Origin of the sequence: Stenotrophomonas sp. SORGH_AS_0282 (genome assembly GCF_030818125.1) — a bacterium.
Lineage (GTDB): Bacteria > Pseudomonadota > Gammaproteobacteria > Xanthomonadales > Xanthomonadaceae > Stenotrophomonas > Stenotrophomonas rhizophila_A.
Genome location: NZ_JAUTAB010000001.1, coordinates 1127956 through 1150328, shown reverse-complemented (window position 1 = coordinate 1150328; position 22373 = coordinate 1127956). Strand labels below are relative to the sequence as shown.

General features: G+C 69.5%; 13 protein-coding genes and 1 riboswitch. Of the genes, 5 read left to right on the top strand and 8 right to left on the bottom strand.

Annotated features, from left to right (window positions below; all coding sequences use genetic code 11):
- Window positions 1–20: 20 nt before the first annotated feature.
- The 4 genes from QE395_RS04920 to QE395_RS04905 form a co-directional block, all read right to left on the bottom strand.
- Window positions 21–3518, bottom strand: coding sequence for a two-component regulator propeller domain-containing protein (locus QE395_RS04920; protein ID WP_249834382.1), 3498 nt, complete (start codon window positions 3516–3518; stop codon window positions 21–23).
- Window positions 3519–3671: 153 nt separating this feature from the next.
- Window positions 3672–6830 carry a two-component regulator propeller domain-containing protein gene (locus QE395_RS04915; protein ID WP_306987731.1) on the bottom strand — a complete coding sequence of 1053 codons (3159 nt, stop codon included), beginning with the start codon at window positions 6828–6830 and terminating at the stop codon, window positions 3672–3674.
- Window positions 6827–10294, bottom strand: coding sequence for an ATP-binding protein (locus tag QE395_RS04910; RefSeq protein ID WP_249832943.1), 3468 nt, complete (start codon window positions 10292–10294; stop codon window positions 6827–6829). The genes QE395_RS04915 and QE395_RS04910 overlap by 4 nt, the downstream gene beginning before the upstream one ends.
- A gap of 179 nt (window positions 10295–10473) precedes the next feature.
- Window positions 10474–14052, bottom strand: a complete 3579-nt coding sequence (locus QE395_RS04905) for a hybrid sensor histidine kinase/response regulator (protein WP_249832944.1) — start codon at window positions 14050–14052, stop codon at window positions 10474–10476.
- Window positions 14053–14206: 154 nt separating this feature from the next.
- On the opposite strand from QE395_RS04905, the gene QE395_RS04900 reads away from it, so the two are divergent.
- The 3 genes from QE395_RS04900 to QE395_RS04890 are packed head-to-tail and all read left to right on the top strand — an operon-like array spanning window position 14207 to window position 16037.
- Window positions 14207–14893, top strand: coding sequence for a YceI family protein (locus QE395_RS04900; protein WP_249832945.1), 687 nt, complete (start codon window positions 14207–14209; stop codon window positions 14891–14893).
- On the top strand, window positions 14890–15462 hold the full coding sequence (locus tag QE395_RS04895; RefSeq protein WP_095364380.1) for a cytochrome b: 573 nt from the start codon (window positions 14890–14892) through the stop codon (window positions 15460–15462). The genes QE395_RS04900 and QE395_RS04895 overlap by 4 nt, the downstream gene beginning before the upstream one ends.
- Window positions 15463–15464: 2 nt before the next feature.
- Entirely contained in the window at window positions 15465–16037 is a 573-nt protein-coding gene (locus QE395_RS04890) for a YceI family protein (protein ID WP_249832946.1), read from the top strand.
- Between the two features lie 33 nt (window positions 16038–16070).
- Here the strand turns inward: QE395_RS04890 and QE395_RS04885 are convergent, their stop codons facing one another.
- Window positions 16071–16298, bottom strand: coding sequence for a glutaredoxin family protein (locus QE395_RS04885; RefSeq protein WP_210131416.1), 228 nt, complete (start codon window positions 16296–16298; stop codon window positions 16071–16073).
- Window positions 16299–16384: 86 nt separating this feature from the next.
- Here QE395_RS04885 and QE395_RS04880 point away from each other — a divergent pair, with 86 nt between their 5' ends.
- Together QE395_RS04880 and QE395_RS04875 are read left to right on the top strand one after the other, a co-directional pair.
- On the top strand, window positions 16385–17767 hold the full coding sequence (locus tag QE395_RS04880) for an L-serine ammonia-lyase (RefSeq protein WP_068853685.1): 1383 nt from the start codon (window positions 16385–16387) through the stop codon (window positions 17765–17767).
- Between the two features lie 50 nt (window positions 17768–17817).
- Window positions 17818–18813, top strand: coding sequence for an alpha/beta hydrolase (locus QE395_RS04875; protein WP_249832947.1), 996 nt, complete (start codon window positions 17818–17820; stop codon window positions 18811–18813).
- Here QE395_RS04875 and QE395_RS04870 read toward each other — a convergent pair.
- From QE395_RS04870 to QE395_RS04860, 3 genes are read right to left on the bottom strand one after another with little or no spacing between them, the layout of a single operon-like run.
- Window positions 18776–19867, bottom strand: coding sequence for a homoserine dehydrogenase (locus tag QE395_RS04870; RefSeq protein ID WP_249832948.1), 1092 nt, complete (start codon window positions 19865–19867; stop codon window positions 18776–18778). The two genes, QE395_RS04875 and QE395_RS04870, sit on opposite strands and share 38 nt — an antisense overlap.
- Window positions 19864–21108 (bottom strand): O-succinylhomoserine (thiol)-lyase, encoded by a 1245-nt coding sequence (locus tag QE395_RS04865; RefSeq protein WP_306987726.1) that lies wholly within the window; start codon window positions 21106–21108, stop codon window positions 19864–19866. Before QE395_RS04865 ends, QE395_RS04870 begins: the two co-directional genes overlap by 4 nt.
- Window positions 21105–22133 (bottom strand): homoserine O-succinyltransferase, encoded by a 1029-nt coding sequence (locus tag QE395_RS04860; RefSeq protein WP_095364376.1) that lies wholly within the window; start codon window positions 22131–22133, stop codon window positions 21105–21107. The genes QE395_RS04865 and QE395_RS04860 overlap by 4 nt, the downstream gene beginning before the upstream one ends.
- 78 nt (window positions 22134–22211) lie before the next feature.
- Window positions 22212–22331, bottom strand: a riboswitch (SAM riboswitch).
- Window positions 22332–22373: the final 42 nt, after the last annotated feature.

The window sequence follows — 22373 nt, the reverse complement described above, 5'->3', positions numbered from 1 at the left end:
GGCAACACCGGCCATTGCTGTTACCCACGCCCCTCCACCACCACCCGAGCGATCGCCTGCTCCAGCAGGTCGCCGGTCACCGGCTTGCGCAGGAAGCCCTGGAAGCCCGCCTCGCGCACCCGCTGTTCGATGCCCGGGTCGGTCCGCGCCGTCACCGCCAGCAACGGCATCGCATAACCCTGGTTGCGCAGGTGCCCGGCCAGTTCCATGCCGCCCAGGCCGGGCAGGTCAAGATCCAGCAGCACCACGTCGAACGGCGCGTCGCTCACTTCGCGCAGCGCTGCCAACGCGTGCGCGGCGTGCACCACCACGTGCCCGCGCGCGCTCAGCAGGCCGATGATCACGCTGGCCACGGTGTCGTCGTCCTCGACCAGCAGCAGGCGCAGTGGCGGCAGGGGGTGCCCCTCGGCAACACCGGCACTCCCGACCGTGGCGTCGGCCATCTGCAGCGGCAGCGGCAGGGTCACGCTGAAGCGCGTGCCCACGCCCAGCTGGCTTTCCACCCCGATCTGGCCCTGCATGGCCAGCGCCAGCTCGCGGCAGATCGCCAGGCCCAGCCCGCTGCCACCGTATTGCGCAGCGGTGCGCGCACCGTCGGCCTGCTCGAAGCGCCGGAACAGACGCTGCTGCTGGTCGCTGCTGATGCCGGGTCCGGTGTCGGAGACTTCGAAGTAAAGCCCGCGCGACGGCGCCAGCGCGCGCACCTTCAACCGCACTTCGCCGTTGCTGGTGAACTTCACCGCGTTGCCCAGCAGGTTGAGCAGGATCTGCCGGACGCGCACCGCATCACCCACGCTGCACAGGCCAGTGGCCAGTTCGTTGTCCACCACGAAGCGCAGCCCCTTCTGCTCGGCCAGCGCCGCCATCAGGGTGCATGCATCGTCAATGACACCCTGCAGCGCGAACGGCTGCGCCTGCAACTGCAGCCGCCCCGATTCGATCCGCGCCAGGTCCAGCGCGTCGTTCACCAGGTGCAGCAGGTGCTCGCCGGCATGCCGGATCGATTCGGTGTAGCTGCGCTGCTGCGGGTTCAACGGCGAGCCCAGCAGCAGCTCGCTCATGCCCAGCACACCAGTCATCGGCGTGCGCACTTCATGACCCAGGTTGGCCAGGAAGCGCGTCTTGGCGGCCGATGCCTGTTCGGCCAGTTCCTGCTTGTGCAGGGCCAGCTGGTAAGCGTGGCGGCGTTGCACGCGTCGCCGGTACAACCAGGCGAACAGGCTCATGAGCAGCAAGGCGATCGAGGCCATCACCAGCAGCCCCGATACGCTGCGCCACCAGGGCGGCATCACGCGGAACTCCAGCACCTGCACCCGCGACCAGACCAGGTCGGCCGAGCGCGCCTGCACCTCCAGTCGATAGCGCCCGGGCGGCAGTCGCGAGAACACGCGTTCGCCGCCCGGCCCCACTTCCACCCAATCCGGATCGTAGCCGGCCAGGCGGTAGCGATAGCTGTTTGACGATGAGTCGGCGAAGGACAACAGCCGCGCCACGATGCGAAGGTCGCGGTCGGCGTCGGCGATTTCCAGCGGCGCCAGGTGGGTCAGGTCCAGCACCCGCTCGCCACGGCGCACCTCGACACGTTCAATCACCAGCGGTGCGCGCCGGGTCGCCGGGCGCACCTGGTCCGGATCGAACAGCACCACCCCGGCCGGCGTGCCGCCGACGATGTGGTTGCTGGCCGTGCGCACCAGCGTGCCGCGGCGGAACTCCTGGCTGGGCAGCCCATCGCGCACGCCGTACTGGCGCACGCTGCCCTGGTTGGGATCGACGCGGATCAGGCCACGCGAGCTGGCGGCCCACACGATGTCCTGGGCGTCCACCACCAATCCCGTCGCCGACAGCTGCGGGAAGCCTTCTTCCGGCCCGACCTGGGCCTCGCGATCGAGCCGCTTCCCGTTCCAGCGGTAGCGGATCAGGCGGCCTTCTTCCGATACCCACATGGAGCCGTCGTCGGCTGACGCCAGGGCATGACTGGCGACAGCTGCCGCGCCGGGCACCGCCTCGAACCGCGCACGCGCCGGCACCCACTGCAGCAGGCCCTGGTTGGTGGCCACCCAGAGATGGTCCTGCGGACCGCACATGAGATCCAGGACCAGCTGTCCGGGCGCGAACCCGCCCGTGCCGGCCGCGATCCGCTGACGCACGCCGCCGTCCAGGTCGCGCTGCTGCAGCCCGCCGGACGCAGCGCTCCAGACCCCGCCACCGTCGCAGAGCGCCAGCGCGTCCACGTCGCCTTCCATGGCGGCATCGGCTCCGGCATCGCTGCCCCACCGTTGCAGGGAGCCGGTACCCGGGTCGTAGCGCAGGAGCGCTTCGTGCGATCCGATCCAGACATGGCCACGCGGGTCTTCCAGCACCGACAACAGCCACTGGGGGCCATCCACCCAGGTCCGGTGCTGGTCCACCTTGCCGGTGACCGGATCGAAGCGGTCCAGTGCGCCATGGGTGCCCACGGCCCACACACCGCCATTGGCCGATGCGGCCATGCCCAGCACGTAGCCGTTGCGAAGCGAGGCCGGGTCATCCTCCAGTCGCGACAGCACCGAGAACTGCCACCAGCGCGGCAGCAGGTGCCACAGGCCACTGTTGGTACTGGCCAGCCAGATCCCGCCTTCGCGGTCTTCGTACGCGCCGGTCCAGTTGGGCCGCACCTGGCCACGGGCCACCGCGCTGTACAGGGGCACCTGCTGGAAGCGGCCCTGGTAGGCACGCCCGAGACCCGACCGGGTGTCGAGCCAATAGCCGCCCTGCTCGTCGCGCAGCATCATGCCCAGTACCTGGTCGCCGGCATCCACCTTCCAGGGCGCCGGGGCGAAGCTGCCGTCTGCCCGGCGAACCACCGTACCGGCATTGGTACTGATCCACAGGCTGCCATCCAGCTCGGCGGTCAGCCCATTGACCAGGGGCGTGGGCAGCTTCGACGCGGGCACCCGCTCGAAGTCGCGCCCGGTCCAGCGCGCCAGCCCCGCCTTGGTACCGACCCACAGGCTGCCGTCACGGGTGGTGGCCATATGCGTGACCGACGCGGCCGGCAGGCTGCGCCGGTTGCCGGGTTCCGGCATGAAGCGGGTGATCACGCCATTGCGGTCGAGCCGGTGCAGGCCGCCTTCGTAGGTGCCGAACCACAGCGCCCCGTCACCGGTGGAGGCCAGGCTCCAGATCGTATTGCTGCCGATCACCGGGTTGCTGGCACGGTCGAAGAAGCGAAGTTCGCGGCGGTCGGCCGACATCATCGCCAGCCCGGCATTCTCGGTACCGACCCACAACTGGTTGCGCGCATCCACGTGCACGCTCCACACCATGTTGTCGCGAAGACCATCCTCGGCGCGCCAGACCCGGTAATTGCGGCCGTCGAACCGGGCCAGGCCATCGTTGGTGGCCAACCACAGGTAGCCGTACCCGTCTTCGGCCATGCGGTTGACGGTATTGGACGGCAGACCATCGAACACGGTCAGCTGGCGCGGCGTTGGCGGAACCGGCTGCGCTGCCACCAGCCACGGCCACATGCACAGCATCCCGAACAGGAGCAGCCAACGCGTAGGCAACACCAAGCAATCTCCTGGAGCGGGTCGGGATCAACCGATGACGTGCAGATAGGGTCGGACTTGTCGCAGAAAGCCCAAGTCATGGGATGGATGGTAAACGGTTCGCCGGATGGGAACGAACCATCAGGCCACGCCCGCCTGCTGCAGTGCGCGGCGCAGCGACGCGGCCGTGACCGGCTTGGGCAGGAGCCCCGCGCCACCGGCAGCCCGCACCCGCCCGGTCAGGCCGGCGGAGGGCTGCCGGCTCATCGCCAGCACCGGAGCGGACACGTTACGCCCGGGCAGCAGGCCGATCAGGGTCAATCCATCGATGCCGGACAGGTCCAGATCCACCAGCACCAGGTCGAACCGGCCCGCCGCCAGTTCGGTCAACCCTGCCAGCGCGTGCGCCGCATGCACCGGCTCCCAGCCCTGCGCGGTCAGCAGTGCACTGCCTGCAAGGGCGGCGTGGTCGTCCTCGTCCACCAGCAGCACCCGGCCACGGTGCAGCGGCGCAACCGCCGGCATGGGGATCCCCACCACCTGCACGTGCCATTGCCTGCCGGCCGTCGCATGCACGTGCAGGGTGCCGCCGAGAGCGCCGGCCAGGCGTTCGGCAGTGGCCAACGCGAGGCGCAGGGACGCGACGGACGGCGTCGGCGCGGCGCTCCCGGCGCCGCGGCCCGGCGGGTACGCAGCGCGCCCGCCGGCGGTGAACCGCCACAGCAGCCCCTCGCGCCCGGGTCGCCAGGCGACCTCCAGCACCACGTGCCCCGCGCCGGTGTGCCGGCCCAGCACGCGCGTGACCGCATCGAGCAGTTGCCCCAGTCGCAGCGCATCGCCGTGCGCGCGTGCGTCGCCCGCCACCTGCAGGCACAAGGCCAGCGCGGTGCCACGCCGGCAGGATGGCAGCAGCTGGCGTGCCAACCATTGCCGGTGAACGGCGCCCACCTCGAAGTCGGCCGCCTGCAGGGGCGTACATCCGGCCTCCAGGCGGGCCTCGTCCAATGCGTGGTTGACCCGCTCCAGCAGCGCGTGCCCGCTCCGCAGGATCCGTTCCAACGGCTGCCGCTGGGCCGCATGCAGGGGCGATGACAGCAGCAGTTCGGCCATGCCCAGGATCCCCGTGAGCGGTGTGCGCACCTCATGGCCGAGGTTGGCCAGGTAGTGCGATTTGGCCTGCGCCGAGCGCAGCGCCAGCGACAGGCCCTGTGCGGAAACCTGCGCCCGCCGCCCGCGCGCGACACGGCGTACCGCCGCCCATGCCCCGCCGCCGAGCAGCAGCGCGCACGCCGATATCCGGGCGCCCACCAGCGCCGGGTGGTGCCAGCCGCTGCGCTCCACCTGCAGCAGCAATGACCGGGTTGACGACCAGCTGCCGTCGGGCAGCCGTGCCTGGAACTCCAGTCGGTGCTCGCCGGGTGGCAGTCGCGGGAAGCCGCGGGTCCCGCTGCGGCCCACCCGGATCCATTCCCGGTCCAGGCCGCACAGCCGGAAGCGGTACTGCTGGCGCGCGTGCATCCCAGCGCCGAGCAAGCGGACGCTGACCTGGATATCCCGATCGTCCGGCTGCAGGTGGAGCACCGCCTTGGAAGGCAACACCTGCAGCAGGCCACCGCGGTGCAGTTGCACACGCTCCACCACCAGCGCCGGCTCGCCCCTGCACGCGGCCAGGCCCACCGGGTCGAACCGCACCCTGCGGCCGTGTGCATCCACGGCCAGCATGGTCGATCCATCGGCCTGCAGTTGTGCATTGAACACGGCATCGGGCACCCCATCGCTTCGCGTGTACAGCCGCACCTGGCCCTCGCGGGGGCGAAGACGCAGCAGGCCACGCGCGCTGCTGGCCCACAACGCGCCCTGTGCGTCGCTGGCCAGCGACGCCAACCGCAGCGACGGCAGTCCCTGGCGTGCATCAATCTGCACGCCGGGCCGGGCCACGCCGTCCTGGATGAGATAGCGCCGCACCGTACCCGCACTGGCCACCCACAACGCGCCGTCCTCGGCCAGGTGCAGCGCGCTGACCTCGCCCTCGACACCGGCAACGGGATGGAAGCGGCCGTCAGCCCACCGCGTCAGGCCATGCCGGCCTCCCCACCAGATGCCGTTGCCTGTATCGCAATGCAGGGCCAGCGGACCGGGCGGAGGCGCCTGGTCGGTCGCACCCCAGCGCCACTGCCGGGTGCCGGTGCCGCCAGGCAGCTGGCGCTGGACCCCCTTGCCGTCCAGACGCCAGCGGCTGCCATCTGCGCAGGCGAGCCCCAGCGGCGGCGCGTCAGGATCGAGGCGCACCCCGCTCATCGCCGGCATTTCCTGCGGCGCCGCGTCGAGCGACATGAAATGTTGCCAGTGCGGGGGCAGCCGCCACACCCCCATATGCCGCCCCAGCAACCAGAGGCTGCCGTGGCGATCTTCCAGGGCCGTGCGGAACCGGGGCACATCGGCGCTGCCCAATGGTGCGATGCCCACCCCGGGCCGCTGAGTGCCTCCGCTCTTCCACACCCGGGCGTCCTCGCCCAGCCACGGTCCGCCGCTGCGCGACGCGCCCAGCGCGCGCGTTCCCGCCGGTGCATCCACCGGTTCCAGCCGCCCCTCGTCCGAGGCGCGCCACGGGCCTGCCGCGCCGGCTACCCACAGCCGCTGCCCGGCATCCACCAGCAGCGCGCTGACCGGCGCAGTGGCCAGCATCGTGGGCGGCGGCAGGAAGCGACCGTTCCTCCAGCGGGCCAGGCCGCGCGGTGTTCCCACCCAGAGCGTGCCGTCGGCCGCCAACGCCAGGTGGTCGACGCGACGGTCCGGCAGGCCGTCCGCGTTCACGGTGGGCAGGTATTGACGCAGCCGGTGGCCCGGGTCCAGCCGGAATAGACCCGCGTCGCGCGTACCGAACCACACCACGCCCTCCGGCGTTGGCAGCACGACACCGATCGCCACGCCCGCCAGGGCCGGAAAACGCGCGCTGTCGAAGCGCTCGATGTGGCTGCGGTCGGCCGACATGCGCATGAGGTGGCCCTGCCCCGTCCCGATCCACAACCGGTCCTGCGCATCCGTCGCCATCGACAGCAATTGGTTGTCGGCCAGCCCCTGCTCCATCCGCCAGATCCGGAAGCGCTGGCCATCGAAGCGGGCCAGGCCATCATCGGTGGCGAACCACAGGTAACCGTCGCGGTCTTCCACCACCTGGTGCACCGCGTTGGACGGCAACCCGTCGGCGGTGGTGAAGCGCAGCGCCATGGGGGGCGCCGCGCGTACCGATGACGCAAGCAGCAGCAGCGCCAGCAGCAGGCCCTGCAGGGGGCCGATCATGCGCCCGCCACGGCGGCAGCCAACCGCGCCCCGGTCACCGGCAGGCGCAGGAAACCATCGAACCCGCCCGCGCGTGCATCGCGCTCGGCGCAGGCATCGGCGCGTGGCGTGAGCGCCACGCGCCGCACCCCCGGCCACAACCAGGGCAGGCGTGCACTCAGCCGCCCGCCAGCCACCAGCATGTCCGGATCAGCCGCGATGAGATCCCAGGGCCCGGGATCGACGTCGCGTACCCACGCGTCTGCATTCTCGACCGCCACCACCCGGTGGCCCTGGGAACGCAGCAGCGCACACACCACCTCGACAGCGTCCGGTTCGGTCGCCGGCAGCAGCACCATCACACGCAAGGGGCGCGATGGCACGGAAGCGGATGCGGCGCGGCGCGGCGCGGCGGGCGCGGCGGCGGGTGCAAGCGCCGGCCACGGCAGTGTCAACTGGAACTGGGTGCCACGCCCGCGCTGGCTGTCGACGTCCAGGCGCCCGCCCATGGCATGTGCCAGGTCCCGGCTGATGGCCAGTCCCAGCCCGCTGCCGCCGGGGTGGGCGGCGGTGTCTGACGTTTCGACCTGGCTGAAGCGCTGGAACAGCCCCCGCACCTGCGCCTGGCTCATCCCCGGACCGGTGTCGGACACACACAGCACCAACCCGCGATCCTCCGGCCCGGTGCGTGCGCTCAGGCTGACCTGCCCATGCGCGGTGAACTTGAGGGCGTTGCCCAGCAGGTTCAGCAGAATCTGGCGCAGGCGCTGCACGTCGCCGTGGAAGCAGGCACCCGCTGGCAACGTGCTGGTCCACTGCAGCAGCAGTGCCTTGCGCCGCGCCACCGGCAGCAGCAGCGCATGCAGCTCACGCATGACCTCCACCAGCACGAAGGGCGCTGGGTGCAGCCGCAGGCGGCCTGATTCGATACCGGCCAGGTCCAGCGCATCGTCCATCAACTGCAGGAGGTGGTGCCCCGCCTGCTGCAGGCTGCCGACCTGCTCGCGCTGCACGCCCGACAACGGCGACTGCAGCAGCAGCTCGCTCCAGCCGAGTACCGGCGTCAAGGGCGCACGCACCCGGCGGCCCAGTTCGGCCAGAAAGCGGGTGCGCTGCATCGAATCCTGCTCCGCCCGCAGGCGGTGCGCACGCGCCTGGCGCCGCTGCGCGCGTCGCCGCTGCCGGCGGTAGTACAGCCGCGCTCCCCCCATCAGCGCTGCGCAGATCGCGGCAGCCAGGGCGATACGACCGGTTGTTGTTTCCCACCACCGGGGCACCACGCGCAACGGCAGCTGACGCACCGCCGACCACGGCCCCCCGGCATGCCGCGCCTTCACCAGCAGGGAGTGCTCACCGGCCGGCAGGCGGGTGAAAAGGCGCTGCGCCACGGGGCCGGTGTCGACCCATGCCGGGTCGTGTCCCAGCAGGCGGAAGTGGTACTGGATGCGATCAGGATCGCCACGGCCGAGCAGGTTCACCGCGACCCGCACGTGGCGGTCCCCGGTGCCCAGGATCACCGGCGGTGCGGCGATCGGCATCTGGATCACCCGTCCATGCCGACGACGGCTCATTGCATCGAGCACCAGGACCGGCACCGTTGCCGGGGCGCGAAGCGCGCGCGGGTCGAACGCCAGCAGTCCGCCTTCGCGCACGCCTGCCACCAACGCGCCCGAGCCCAACCGAAGCAGCCGCTGCGGAAGCACCTCCTGCACGGGAAGGCCCTGTGCGGTGTCCAGCACCCCCACCTCACCCGCGTGCGGATCCACCCGCAGCACGCCGCGCGCGGCCCCGGCCCATGCCACGCCATCGGCGCCCACCACCAGTGCGTTGGCACGCACTTGCGGGTAGCCCTCGGCGGCGCCAATGCGGCGTACTCGATGCAACCGTCCCTGCGCCAGACGGTACTGCTCCAGGGAGCCCAGGCGGCTGACCCACAACGTGCCATCGTCGGCTTCGGCGATGGCCGACACGGTCCCGTCGCCATCGCCCGGGACCGGCTCGAAGCGCTCGCGTGCAACAGACCAGCGCATCACGCCTTGCGGATCGGTGGCCCATACCTCGCCATCACGCGTGCACAACAGCTGCCGTAGCAGGACGTCCTGCCTCAGCCCCACCTGCTGCGGTGCCGCACTGTGCAGCCGCTTGCCGTCCGTCGACCACCGTTGGATCGCTCCGGGGTGCGCGAGCCAGACATCGCCGTTCGCGCATATCTGCAGGTGGATGGGCCCTTGGTCCGTGCCCAATCCCAGCCCCCAGTCGCGCTGGCTGCGCCGCTGCGGGTCATGGCGCAGCAACCGGTCGGCACTGGCGACCCAGACCCGTCCCTGGGCATCTTCGGCCACGCCCACCGGGAGCGCGCTGACGCCGGCGTGTGGAAACCGGAGCACGTCACGGCCGCGTCCGGTACGCAGGTCAAGGCGCTGCAGGTGTCCGCGACTGCCCGCAACCCACGCATGGTGCATTCCCGATGCGGCCAGGCCCAGTACGTAGTGACTGCCGGTTCCCGACCCACTGTCGGCAGTGGCCGGCAAGGCCGTGAACTGCCGCCAGCGGGCCGACAACCACCATACGCCGTGCTGCTCACTCACCCACCACAGGTCACCGTTGCGGTCTTCCAGCGCCTGGCGGATCACCACCGGCCCCGGCGCGGTGCCCGGCGCGGGTTGCAGCGTCCACGGCAGCGCGGCGCCGGCTTCCTGCCGCAGCAGCGCCGCGCCCTGTTGCTGCCAGAGCACGCCGTCCGCACTGCGCAGCACGCTGCGTGCCCCGAGCGGCCGAAAGTGGGCACCTGCTGCGCCACCCGTTGCCCAGGTGCCATACGCCGAGGTGACTTCAATCCCCCCGCGTGGATCGGCCCAGAGCGACTGTATCGGCATTGCGGATTCGTCCGGCAACGCCATCCGGGCCAGCCGTGCGCCATCCCATCGCCAAAGCGATGCGGCCTGGGCCACCCACAACGCACCGGCGCTGTCGCGCGCGAGCGCCATGACCGGGCCACCCGCCGGCGGCAACGGCTGCAACATCCACTGCGGTTCGCGTGGTGCCCGCCAATAGAGCCGATGGTCGCTTCCAATGGCCCAGATCCGGCCGTCACCGCTGCTGTTCACTTGGCGCAGCAGCCCTTGGCGCAGCGCTGACGGGGCCGATGCCGGCAGCCGCTGGAACCCACCGCGATCAGCGCCCATCATGACCAGCCCGGCACTGGCCGTACCCACCCAGAGCCGGTCGAGGGCATCCACGTGTAACGTGCGCAGGTCCACATCCGGCACGCCATCCTCGAGGCGCCACAGCCGGTACCGCTGGCCGTCGAAACGCATCAGGCCGTCGCTGCCCGCCAGCCACAGGTAGCCGGAAGCGTCTTCAGCGATTTCGCGAACGTTGGGGTCGTGCAGGCCGTCGGCCATGCCAAGCAGGCGCGGCGATGGCACATGTGCGACACCCGCGTGGGCTGCTGCCGGCCACATCAGCAGCAGGGCCAGGAGCAAGGCTACGGGCTGCCCGCGCAGGGCCTCTCGCGGAGGCGTCACCGTCTACCGCGCCATCATCGTTCTCATTGCGGCCACGGTAGGGCCATCGTGGCCAGCGCGCATCCGCGTTCCCGTAAAGACGTCACAAAGCAGTGAATCAATTTTTGAATTGAATTTGCCGATTTCTGATACGCAGCCTATGGAGAGGTCACCATCCCGGGCGGGCTGCGGCGGGTGGCACACGCCTGCGCGATCGCGGCCACCAGCAGGTCGCCGGTCACCGGCTTGCGCAGGAAGCCATCGAACCCGGCCGCCAGGACCTGCTGTTCGGCATAGGCATCCGAGCGCGCCGTCACCGCGATCAGCGGCAGCGCGTAGCCCATGGCGCGCAGCTGCCCGGCGATGGCGATGCCATCCAGCGCGGGCAGGTCCAGGTCAAGCAGGCCGATGTCGAAACGTCCGGCAGCCACTTCCGACAACGCCGCCAAGCCGTGCAGGGCATGCACCACCGTGTGTCCGCGGGCCTGCAGCAGGCCGGCAATGACATCAGCTACGGTGGCATCATCTTCCACCAGCAGGATCCGCAACGGTGGCAGGGCAATCGGCGCGCCATGCAGCGGCGCATCCGCAGCGGGCCGCTGGCGCACGGTCCACGGCAGCGGCAGGTGCACGGTGAAGCGGGCACCCTGTCCGGGCGCGGAGTCGATGGCGATGCGTCCGCCCATGGCCACGGCCAGTTCCTGGCAGATCGCCAGGCCCAGGCCACTGCCGCCATAGCGGGACGCCGTCCGCGGGCCGTCCGCCTGTTCGAAACGGTGGAACAGGCGCTGCTGCTGGTCCTGGTTGATGCCTGGCCCGGTGTCGGTGACCTCCAGCTCGATACCGCTCCCGCCCGGCACCAGCTCGATGCCCAGACCGACATGGCCGTGTTCAGTGAACTTGATCGCATTGCCCAGCAGGTTCATCAGGATCTGGCGCACGCGCATCTCGTCGCCACTGACCTGCACCGGGCCGGGCAGGTTGAAGCTGCGCTCGAAGGCCAGCCCGCGATGATGTGCCATCGGTTCCATGAGCGTTTCGACCTGGGCCAGCATCGACATCAGGTCAAACGGCCGGATGTCCAGTTCCAGCCGCCCCGCTTCGATCCGGGCCAGATCCAGCGCGTCATTGACCAGCCGCAGCAGATGGGTACCGGCGTGCTGGATGGACGCGGCGTAGCCGCGCTGCAGCTCGTCCAGTGGCGTGGCCAGCAGCAGTTCGCTCATGCCCAGCACGCCGGTCATGGGGGTACGCACCTCATGGCCGAGCGTGGCAAGGAACCGGCTCTTTGCCTGCGACGCCTGTTCGGCGATCTGCTGCTTGTGCACGGTCAGATGCCATTGCTGGCGGCGGCGCAGACGGGCGCGGGCAAACGCCGCCACGGCGGCCACCAGCAGCAGCCACAGCAGCACGTAGCCCAGCACGGCCCAGCTGCTGCGCCACCACGGTGGCTGTACCTGCACGGTGATCGTGCGTGACGGTGTCCATTCCCCATGCGGGGTGGCGGCCTGCACGTCGATGGCGTACTGGCCTGGCGGCAACCGCGACAACAGGCGTTCGCCATCGGCGTTCTGCATCACCCAGTTCTGGTCATAGCCGGACACGCGATAGCGGTAGCGGTTGCCCATCGGGCTGGCATAGGACAGCAGGCGCGCCGAGATGATCAGATCGCGATCGCCCGGGCCCAGCACCAGCGGCGCGTTGACCGGCAGCGACTGCTGGCCTTCGGCATCGTCGCGGCGTACCTGGATGTTGTCGATGACCAGTTGCGAAGGCGGCAGCGGCGTGTCTGCTGCATCCGGGTCGAAACCCACCAACCCGGTCGCGGTGACGGCCAGCACCCGGCCGTCGGCACCGGCCACGGGTGGGCGTCCGCTGAATTCCCGATCCGGCAACCCGTCCTTCTCGCCGTACAGCCGCAGCCGACGTTCGCGTGAATGCCAGCACACCAGGCCACGCGTGGTGGTGGCCCAGACCTGGCCGTTACGGCCAAGCGCGATGCCGCCCATCGACACCGGCGGCATTCCCTGCGCGGCACCAACCCGCTCGCGGAGCGTCATGCTGAGCCCGTCCCACCGGTAGCGCTCGAGTGCGCCACTGCGCGCCATCCAGACCTCATCGGCACTGACCCAGGCCATGTCGAAGAGGTTGCCGGGCGCAATGCCGGGCACGCGTTCAAAGCGGTCCTTCTGCCACCGCAGCAGCCCCATCTCGCCCATGTCGCCCATGATCCACAGCCCGCCGCGCGGATCGAACAGCATCTGCTCCACCGGCACATCGACCAGGCCGCGGCCGTCACCGATGCGGATGTCGTCGAGCAGCTTGCCCTGCGCGTCGCGGCGCTGCACGCCGTAGTTGGTGATCGACATCCACAGATCACCGTTGGGCGCTTCGCGGATCAGCTCAATGCGTTGGCGCACATCCGCGCCGCCTCCGATCTTCCACTCGCGCAGCTGTCCGGTCTTTGGCTGGAACAGCCCCAGCCTTCCGGCCCGACCGAGCCAGAGCGCACCATCGGCGCGCGGCAACACCGACCTGACCGCTCCCACGCCGATCTGCTTCTCAGTGGCTATCTGGTGCAGGCTTCCGCCCGCATCCAGCCGGTACACCCCATGCGCCCCGGCGACGTAATAGTCGTTGCCTGCCGCAGCTGCCCCGAGCAGGTACGCACTGTCCAGGGGTTTTCCATCGAGCTGGTACCAGGTGGAGAAACGCTTCCAGTCCGGAGGGAGGTAGGCCAGACCCTGGGTCAACATGGCCACCCACAGTCCCCCCTCGTGGTCCTGCAGCATGTCCAGCACGCCGCTGCGTTCGGTCAGGAATCCGCTGCCGCCATCGCCGGCCAGCAGGCGCAGCTGGGCATCATCGCCGCGATACAGGCCGTCGGCCGTGCCCAGCCAGTAGCCGCCATTGCGATCATGCAGCACCGAGGCGGCACGCACATCGGCGCCCACCTTCCACGGTGCCGGGCGCGCGTCGCCATCGGGACTGATCCGGAACAGCCCACCCTCGGTACCGGCCCACACCGTGCCATCGGGGTCGCGGGTCAACCGGAACACGCTTTTGCCGCCCAGCACCGCCGGGGCGATCCGGGTGAAGCCGCGGCCGTCCCAGCGCGCCACGCCACTGCCGGTACCCACCCAGACATGGCCTGCAGGATCGGACAGCAGGCTGTAGATGGTGTCGTCGGGAAGCGCTGTCGGATCGGCCGCGTTGGCCTGGTAGCGGACCAGCGTCCCGTCCTCTTCCCGCCGGCAGATGCCATGGCGGTTGGTGCCGATCCACAAGGCCTTGCCCGCATACGCCAGCGACCAGAACTGCCCCTCGCAATGCTGGTCGATGTCCGGGAACCGCTCGAAGCGTTCGCGGCCAGGCCCGAGCATGCTCAGGCCAACGCCGTTGCTTCCCACCCAGACCCGATCCAGCGGATCGACCAGCAGCGTCTCGATCTCGTTGCCCGGCAGCGAGCCGGGATCGTCGGGTTCATTGCGCCAGACCCGCAGGCCAACGCCGTCGATGCGGGCCAGGCCATCATCGGTGGCGGCCCAGATGTAGCCCTGCCGGTCCTGCGCCAGGGCAAGCACCATGCGCGAGGGCATGCCTTCGGCGGCGCCGAGGCGGCGCATGCGCGGTGTCTCTGCCGATGTCCCTGCGGCCCACAACGCCGACGGCACCGCATACAACGCCAGTGCCAGCAGCACGATGCCTGCCCGCCAACCGCGCGCGCTCAACGCCATCGAGTTCTCCCTGTTGCCCGGGATTGTCACACAGTGCGCTGCACAACGCCCCGGTCGCGCGCCGCTGGGCGCACCACGATCTGTTGCAGCCATGGTGCTGCCAGGCATCACGGACCAGCGCGTATGATCGGCCCAGCCCTGAACGGAGCCGGCTGTGACCAAGCGCCTGACCCTTGCCCTGCTGTTGTGTACCGCCCCCTGGGCGGTGAGCGCCGCGCCCGATACCTACCGCCTCGACCCGGTGCATACACGGGTGCTGTTCGCGGTGGAGCACGCCGGTTTCTCGCAGGCACTGGGCACCGTCTCGGGCAGCGAAGGCGTGCTTGCCTTCGATCCCGACAACTGGAGCAGCGCCACGCTCACGGTCAGCGTGCCGCTGCAACGCCTGGATCTTGGCGATGACAAATGGAACAAGGCCGCGCTGGCGCGCAACCTGCTCGATGCCGAGCGCCATCCCGAGGCCCGGTTCGTTTCCACCCGCGTCGAACCGGTCGATGCCACCCATGCGCGGGTGATCGGTGAACTGACCCTGCGCGGGGTCAGCCACGAGGTCGCGCTTGACGTCACGCTCAACGCGGTCAAGCGCCACCCGATGCCGCCATTCCGCCGTACCGCTGGGTTTTCAGCCACCGCCACCCTGAGCCGAAGCGCGTTCGGGGTGGATGCGTGGCCGTCGATGATCGGCGACCAGGTCCAGCTGCGCATCGAAGCCGAAGCCCTTCGCGACCGCAATGCCACCGATCCGCAGGACACACCGTCCGTCGACGCGCCGGGAACTCCGGAACCGATCGACGACTCCGACACTCCCTCTACTTCGCCAGCCCGGAAGCGCTCGCCATGACGACCCGAAACACCCATGACCGCTGGGGCAGTGTCAGCCAGGGACTGCACTGGCTGATCGCCCTGCTCATCCTCGTGCTCGGCATCGTCGGCCTGACCATGGGCGAACTGCCACGCACCCCGAAGTACTTCTGGGTCTACACCGCACACAAATCGCTGGGCATCACCGTGCTGGCCCTGGTGGCGCTGCGCCTGGGCTGGCGCCTGTATGCCGGCGCGCCCGAACCGGTACCCGGCACCCCGACCTGGCAGGAACGCATCGCCTCGGCCACCCACTGGCTGCTGTACGTGCTGATGTTCGCGCTGCCGTTGTCGGGCTGGGTCTACGATTCGGCCAGTGGCCTGCGGCCGTTCCGCTGGTTCGGGCTGGTCGACGTGCCCAAGCTGGTCGCGCCCAACCCGGGCGCGCGCGACATCTCCCATGCCATCCATGAGTGGGGCTTCTGGGTGCTGATCGCCGTGGTGGTCGCCCATGCCGGCGCTGCCTTGTACCACCACCTTTTCCAACGCGATGCCACGCTTGCGCGCATGCTGCCGCAGGGCTGGCTCGCCTCCCCCCAGAAGGACTGACGATGAACATCAAGCTCACCTCCCCCGCCGCCGTGGCTGCCGCGCTGGCCGGCCTGATGGCCACCGCCCCGGTGCTGGCCGCCGACTACGTGCAGGCCGCCAACAACGGCTCCACGTTGGTTTTTGCCACCAAATATGACGGTGAAGTGTTCACCGGAAGTTTCCCCGGCTTCTCGACCAAGGTCAGCTTCGATCCGGTCGACCCCGCCGCCGGCACGCTGGACGTGACCATTCCACTGGCCGGCGCAACGTCGGGCAACAGCGACCGCGATTCGACACTGCAGGGTGCGGAATTCTTCAATGTGGCCAAGTTCGCCACAGCCCGATACACCGCCAAAGGCTTCACCAAGAGCGGCGACAAGTACGTGGCCAATGGCACGCTGGAACTGCGCGGGGTGAGCAAGCCGGTCACCTTCACCTTCGAATGGAAGCCCGGTCCCAACCCGGTGCTGACCGGCAAGGCTACGGTCAAGCGCCTGGACTTCGGCGTGGGCGGCGGTGACGACTGGAAGGACACCAGGAACATCCCGGACGACACCGCGATCAGCACCGTGGTCAAGCTGCAGGCGAAGTAACCCCCCTCCCGTGGCGCCGGCCAACGGCCGGCGCTACCGCTGCCCGCTCATCCACGCCGACAGGGTGGACGCATCAAAGGGCCAGTCCAGCTCACGCCCCTGCCCATCGCACAGCACCGGCACCCGGCTGCCATAGCGGGCCTCCAGGGCCGCGTCATCATCGATGAACACACTGTCGAGCCCGGGGACCCGGGCCTGGGCCAGGACCGCAAGGGCCAGGTCGCAGAGGTGGCAGTCGTCGCGCTGGTACAGGATGAACATAAGGTCGATATGTTGCGTTGCAGCCAGGGTGGCGGGCCCGGACAGCATAGAATAGTGCTCCATCCGATACCCGCAGTTTGGCAATCATGGCTGTCAGCACGTTCGACGTTTTCAAGATCGGCATTGGCCCGAGCTCCTCGCACACCGTAGGACCGATGAAGGCCGCCGAACGCTTCGTGCACCGCTGGCTGCTGGACCCGGGCTGCCTGCAGGACGTGGTGCGCATCCGCGCCGACGTGTATGGCTCGCTGGCGTTGACCGGCCGCGGCCATGGCACTGACAAGGCCGTGCTGCTGGGCCTGGAAGGCCAGCGACCGAACCTGATCGATCCGGACATCATTCCCGGCACGCTCGAGCGGATCCGCAGCAGCAAGCGCATCCGGTTGATGGGCACCCATGAGATCGCCTTCGACGAGAAGCGCGACCTGGGCCTGAACAAGCGCCAGAAGCTGCCCTACCACACCAATGGCATGCGCTTCACCGCGTACGACGCGCAGGACCAGGTGATCGCCACGCGCGATTACTACTCGGTGGGCGGTGGCTTCGTGGTCAACCAGGACGACGCGGCCGATGACCGCATCGTGCCCGATGAAACCCCGCTGCCCTATCCGTTCAAGAGCGGCGACGAGCTGCTGGCGCAGACCGCACGTAGTGGGCTGAGCATTGCCCAGCTGATGTTCGAGAACGAGAAGTGCTGGCGCAGCGAAGACGAGATCCGCGACCAGCTGCGCGAGATCTGGGACGCGATGCAGCAATGCTGCGCCCGGGGCATCCGCCAGGAAGGCACCCTGCCCGGTGGCCTGCATGTGTCGCGCCGCGCCCCGGCGCTGTACCGCGAGCTTTCATCCAAGCCGGAAGCGGCCATGCGCGACCCGCTCACCACGCTGGACTGGGTCAACCTGTACGCGCTGGCGGTCAACGAAGAGAACGCGGCTGGTGGCCGCGTCGTCACCGCGCCGACCAATGGTGCGGCCGGCGTGCTGCCGGCGGTGCTGCATTACTTCGACCGCTTCTGCCCCGGTGCCAACGAACAGCGCGTGTTCGATTTCCTGCTCACCTCGGCCGCGATCGGCATCCTGTACAAGGAAAACGCCTCGATTTCCGGTGCCGAAGTCGGCTGCCAGGGCGAAGTGGGCGTGGCCTGCTCGATGGCCGCCGGCGGCCTGGTCGCCGCGCTGGGTGGCAATCCCAGCCAGATCGAGAACGCCGCCGAAATCGGCATGGAACACAACCTGGGCCTGACCTGCGACCCGATCGGCGGGCTGGTGCAGATTCCCTGCATCGAGCGCAATGCGATGGGCGCGGTGAAGGCGATCAACGCCTCGCGCATGGCCATGCGCGGCGACGGCAAGCACAAGGTGTCGCTGGACAAGGTGATCAAGACCATGCGCGATACCGGCCGCGACATGCAGGACAAATACAAGGAAACCAGCCGCGGCGGGCTCGCGGTCAACGTCATCGAGTGCTGATCGGAGACGCGTGGGCGGTTATCCTCGGGGTTCCCCCACTGGAGACCGCCATGCGCATCCTGGCCGCCGCCCTGCTTGCCTGCCTGCCCCTGACCTCGTTCGCCGCCGACACCTACGACGCGCGCCTGCAGGCCTTCGACTACGGTTGGCCGATCAAGACCTTCAGCTTCGATTCGCAGCGCCAGCCGCTGGAAATGGCCTACCTGGACGTGGCGCCTGCCGGCCGCCAGGTCGGCACGGTGGTGCTGTTGCACGGCAAGAATTTCTGCGCGGGCACCTGGCGTGATGCCATCACCGCGTTGAGCAGCGCCGGCTACCGGGTAATTGCGCCGGACCAGATCGGCTTCTGCAAATCGAGCAAGCCACTGCGCTACCAGTACTCCTTCGGCCAGCTGGCAGCAAACACGCAGGCGCTGTTGGCGCATCTCAAACTGGACACCACCAAAGTCGACCTGGTCGGCCATTCGATGGGCGGCATGCTGGCCGCGCGGTTCGCGCTGATGTATCCGCAGCAGCTGCGCCAGCTGGCACTGGTCAATCCGATCGGGCTGGAAGACTGGAAGGCCAAGGGCGTGCCCTGGCGCAGTGTGGATGCGTGGTATGCCAACGAACTGAACACCAGTTTCGACAGCATCAAGAAGTACCAGCTTGACGTCTACTACAGCGGCCAGTGGACGCCGGAGTTCGAACACTGGGCACGCATGCAGGCCGGAATGTATGCCGGCCCCGGCAAGCAGGCCGTGGCCTGGAGCCAGGCGCTGACCTCGGACATGGTGTTCAACCAGCCGGTCGTGCATGAGCTGGCCAACATCCGCGTGCCGACCACGCTCTTCATCGGCCAGAAGGACCGCACCGCGATCGGGCGTGACCTGGCCCCGCCTGCATTGAAAGCTGCGCTGGGCGACTACCCTGCCCTGGGCAAGGCTGCCGCCGCCGCGATCCCCGGCGCGACGCTGGTGAGCTTCGACGACCTGGGACATTCGCCGCAGGTGCAGGACCCGTCGCGGTTCAACGCGGCGTTGTTGAAGGCGTTGAAGGGCGAGTGATCGACAACACGTCGTCCAACAAGGCGGCGGCGGTGATCCCGGCCCCCGCACCCGGCCCCTGGATCAACAACGGCTGCGCGTTGTAGCGGTCGCTGTGGATCGCCACGCGGTTGTCGGTCTGCGCACCGCCGGCCAGCGGATGGTCCAGCGGCACGATCCGCAGCCCGACCGTGGCGCCGTCATGGTCGAAGCCGCCGATGAAGCGCAGGCAACCGCCCTGCGCGCGTGCCTGCTCCCAGTGCCGCTGCAGCGGCGCGTCCAGCAGGGCCAGCTGTTCGATCGCCTGGGTGGTCGGCAGCACCGCCAGTGCATCGGGCACCAGCGAGTTCACGGCCACCTGTTCGGCGCGCAGCGCGATGCCGCTGGCGCGGGCAAGGATCAGGAGTTTGCGGCGCACGTCCTCACCGGACAGGTCCACGCGCGGGTCCGGCTCGGTGTACCCCGCGCCCGCCGCCTCGCGCACCCACGCCGAGAAGGGGCGCTGACCGTCGTAGTGATGGAACAGCCACGCCAACGACCCCGACAGCACGCCTTCCACCCGGTGGATGCGGTCGCCGCCGGCCACCAGCCCGCGCAGGCTGCTCAACAGCGGCAGCCCTGCGCCAACCGTGGCGCTGTCGCCGTAACGCGCACCACCGTCCAGCCCGCTGCCGGCGATGGCCTGTGCACGCGCCAGCTGTGCGCCCTGCCCCAGCTTGTTGGCGGTCACCACGTGCACGCCGCGCGCCAGCCACTGCTCATGCCAGTTGGCCACATCATCGCTGGCGGTGGCGTCCACCACCACGTCACCGCGTTGCAGACCTTCGGCTTCGGCCCAGGGTTGCAGCGCTGGCGCCGTGCGCGCGGCATCGTTGGCGCGCTCCAGGGCCTGTGCCGGCTGCTGTTCGCAGGCGCGTGCCGTGCGCGAGTTGGCCAGCCACGAGAACTGGGGCAACTCGACGCCTCGTGCCTCGAGCGCCTGGTAGCGCTGCACGAACGCGGTTCCAACGGTGCCCGTGCCCAGCAACGCCAAGCGACGTGGCGCCGGTCGCGCGAAAGGCAGTACCGCACTCATGCGTCCACCAGCCTGCGCTGGGCCAGCTGCGCCTGGCGGTCGATCACCGCCTGGGCCCGCTCCAGGCCGGCCTGCAGGTCCGCGACCAGGTCTTCAGCCGCTTCGATACCCACCGACAGGCGCAGCAGGCCTTCACTGATCCCCGCATGGGCGCGGGCCTCTGCGGTCATCGCCGCGTGGGTCATGGTGGCCGGGTGCGCGACCAGGCTCTCCACCCCACCCAGCGATTCGGCCAGGGTGAAGCAGCGCAGGCCATCCACGAACGCACGCACCGCCGCGTGCGGGTCATCGCCGGGGCACGAGGCCAGTTCGAAAGACAGCATCGCGCCGAACCCGCTCTGCTGGCGCGCGGCAATCGCGTGGCCGGGATGAGATTCCAGGCCGGGGTAGTAGACGTTGGCCACCGCATCGCTGGCGGCCAGCAGCTTCACGATGTCGGCGGTGTTTTCCTGGTGCACGCGCAGCCGCGCACCAAGCGTCCGCAGGCCGCGCAGGGTCAGGAAGGCATCGAACGGCGAACCGGTCAGGCCCAGCGCGTTGGCCCACCACACCAGCTGCTCGTGCAGCGCCGGATCGCGCGCGACCACGGCGCCACCGACCACATCGCTGTGGCCGTTGATGTACTTGGTGGTCGAATGCAGCACCACATCGGCACCGAAGGCGATCGGCTGCTGCAGCGCCGGCGACAGGAAGGTGTTGTCGACCACCACCTTCGCACCGGCGCGGTGCGCGGCATCGATGACGAAGCGCAGGTCGGTGATGCGCAGCAGCGGGTTGGACGGAGTCTCGATCAACACCAGCGTGGGCGACTGCGCCAGCGCGTCGGCCAGCGAACGCGGGTCGGTCAGGTCGGCTGTGACCAGCTGGAAGTGGCCCTTTTTCGCCAGCGCGTTGAACAGGCGCCAGCTGCCGCCGTATGCGTCGTGTGGCACCACCAGGATATCGCCCGGTTCCAGCAGCGCATTGAGCACCAGGTTGATCGCGCCCATGCCGGTGGAAGTGATCACCCCGCCAGCACCGCCTTCGAGTTCGGCCAGCGCCTCACCGAGCAGGTCACGGGTGGGGTTGCCGCTGCGGGTGTAGTCGTACTGGCGCTTGTTGCCGAAGCCATCGAAGCTGAAGTTCGACGACAGCACGATCGGCGGGGTCACCGCCCCGTGCGCGGTATCGCGATCGATACCGGCGCGCACGGCGGCGGTGACTCGGCTACAGGTCGGCTCGGAACCGGCGGACTGGCTCATGCGTTTTCTCCCGGGGTACGGAATGCGGTGGCGAGGATCGCGTCGATGCGATCGGTTTCTTTGAGGAAGGCGTCATGGCCATAGGGCGAGCGCAGCACGCGCAGGCTGCCGCGCGGGCCCAGCCCTTCAACCAGGCCGACCAGGTCGGCCAGCGGCACCAGGCGGTCGCCTTCTACGGCCACCACGACGGTGGGTACGCTGATCGCGGCGGGATCGATGCGGTGCAGGTCGATCGATTCGGACAGGCGCAGGTAGGCCTCCACCGGGGTGCGCGCGACGTACTGCGCGCCGGCGGCATCCAGGTAATCTTCGGCCGCCACGCGGACACGCCCGTTGACCACTTCCGGCGGTGCATCGAAGCGCTCGCCAAATTCTTCCGGGGTGCGGTAGCTGAGCATGGCGAACTGCCGGGCCAGCGCCAGGCCGTGGCTTTCGCCGCACTGCAACTGGCCCAGCGCAACCGCGCGGCGCTGCAGCGCGCGCCAGGCGGCGGCGTAGGGATGCGGGCGATGCGCGCCGCTGACCGCGACCAGCTTGGCCAACCGCTGCGGGTGGCGCACTGCGAACTGCTGGCCCACCAGCGCACCGTAGGAGTAGCCCACGAAGCACTGCAGCTGGGTAATGCCGAGGTGATCGAGCAGCAGGGCGAGCGCATCGGCCTGGTCGGCGGTGTCGATCGGCAGGTCCAGTGCGCCGTCGGCACCGATGAAATCGAAGGCCAGGATGCGGCGCGAGGCCGGATCCAGCGCGCGACCGGGTGCCACCAGGCCCTCTGCCCAGCCCTTCTCGGGGAACTCGGCATTGGCGGCCACATGCCGGTGTGCGGAAATGCCACCGGCCAGCACCACCACGGGCGCCTGTTCACGGCCCACCAGTTCGTAGCGCAGCCGCACCGGGCGTGCCCCCCCGTGGCGCATCGACAGGATCGCGGCGATCTCGCCGCGAACGGCGCTGCGCCCGGCATCAACCGGAACGCTCAAGGGGGCGAAGGAGTCCGAAGCAATGGCGGCGGTGGCGAAACTCATGGCGATATCCCGAAGAGGAAAACGGCCATCGAGCTTTCGCGGAGCTCGCGTTCGAAGCGCACGCACGGTGCACGGTTCGAACCATCTTTCGGAAGACACCACGGTCCCCGCAGGATTTGGCACCTACGCAGGTCGCTTTCGCGCCTGCGGGCTGCCCCGGCTTCAAAGGGCCTGTCCCTCTGCCGGTCTCGATGGTGGAGCCACGATGCCAGCACATTCCGGGCATGTCAATCCTTCCAT

What these genes read in the sequence shown, in the direction of transcription:
- QE395_RS04920 (WP_249834382.1), bottom strand. Translation starts at nt 3,518, where the DNA reads ATGCTGTGCATGTGGCCGTGGCTGGTGGCAGCGCAGCCGGTTCCGCCA.
- QE395_RS04875 (WP_249832947.1), top strand. Translation starts at nt 17,818, where the DNA reads ATGCGCATCCTGGCCGCCGCCCTGCTTGCCTGCCTGCCCCTGACCTCG.
- QE395_RS04905 (WP_249832944.1), bottom strand. Translation starts at nt 14,052, where the DNA reads ATGGCGTTGAGCGCGCGCGGTTGGCGGGCAGGCATCGTGCTGCTGGCA.
- QE395_RS04915 (WP_306987731.1), bottom strand. Translation starts at nt 6,830, where the DNA reads ATGATCGGCCCCCTGCAGGGCCTGCTGCTGGCGCTGCTGCTGCTTGCG.
- QE395_RS04870 (WP_249832948.1), bottom strand. Translation starts at nt 19,867, where the DNA reads ATGAGTGCGGTACTGCCTTTCGCGCGACCGGCGCCACGTCGCTTGGCG.
- QE395_RS04885 (WP_210131416.1), bottom strand. Translation starts at nt 16,298, where the DNA reads ATGTTCATCCTGTACCAGCGCGACGACTGCCACCTCTGCGACCTGGCC.
- QE395_RS04880 (WP_068853685.1), top strand. Translation starts at nt 16,385, where the DNA reads ATGGCTGTCAGCACGTTCGACGTTTTCAAGATCGGCATTGGCCCGAGC.
- QE395_RS04860 (WP_095364376.1), bottom strand. Translation starts at nt 22,133, where the DNA reads ATGAGTTTCGCCACCGCCGCCATTGCTTCGGACTCCTTCGCCCCCTTG.
- QE395_RS04890 (WP_249832946.1), top strand. Translation starts at nt 15,465, where the DNA reads ATGAACATCAAGCTCACCTCCCCCGCCGCCGTGGCTGCCGCGCTGGCC.
- QE395_RS04895 (WP_095364380.1), top strand. Translation starts at nt 14,890, where the DNA reads ATGACGACCCGAAACACCCATGACCGCTGGGGCAGTGTCAGCCAGGGA.
- QE395_RS04865 (WP_306987726.1), bottom strand. Translation starts at nt 21,108, where the DNA reads ATGAGCCAGTCCGCCGGTTCCGAGCCGACCTGTAGCCGAGTCACCGCC.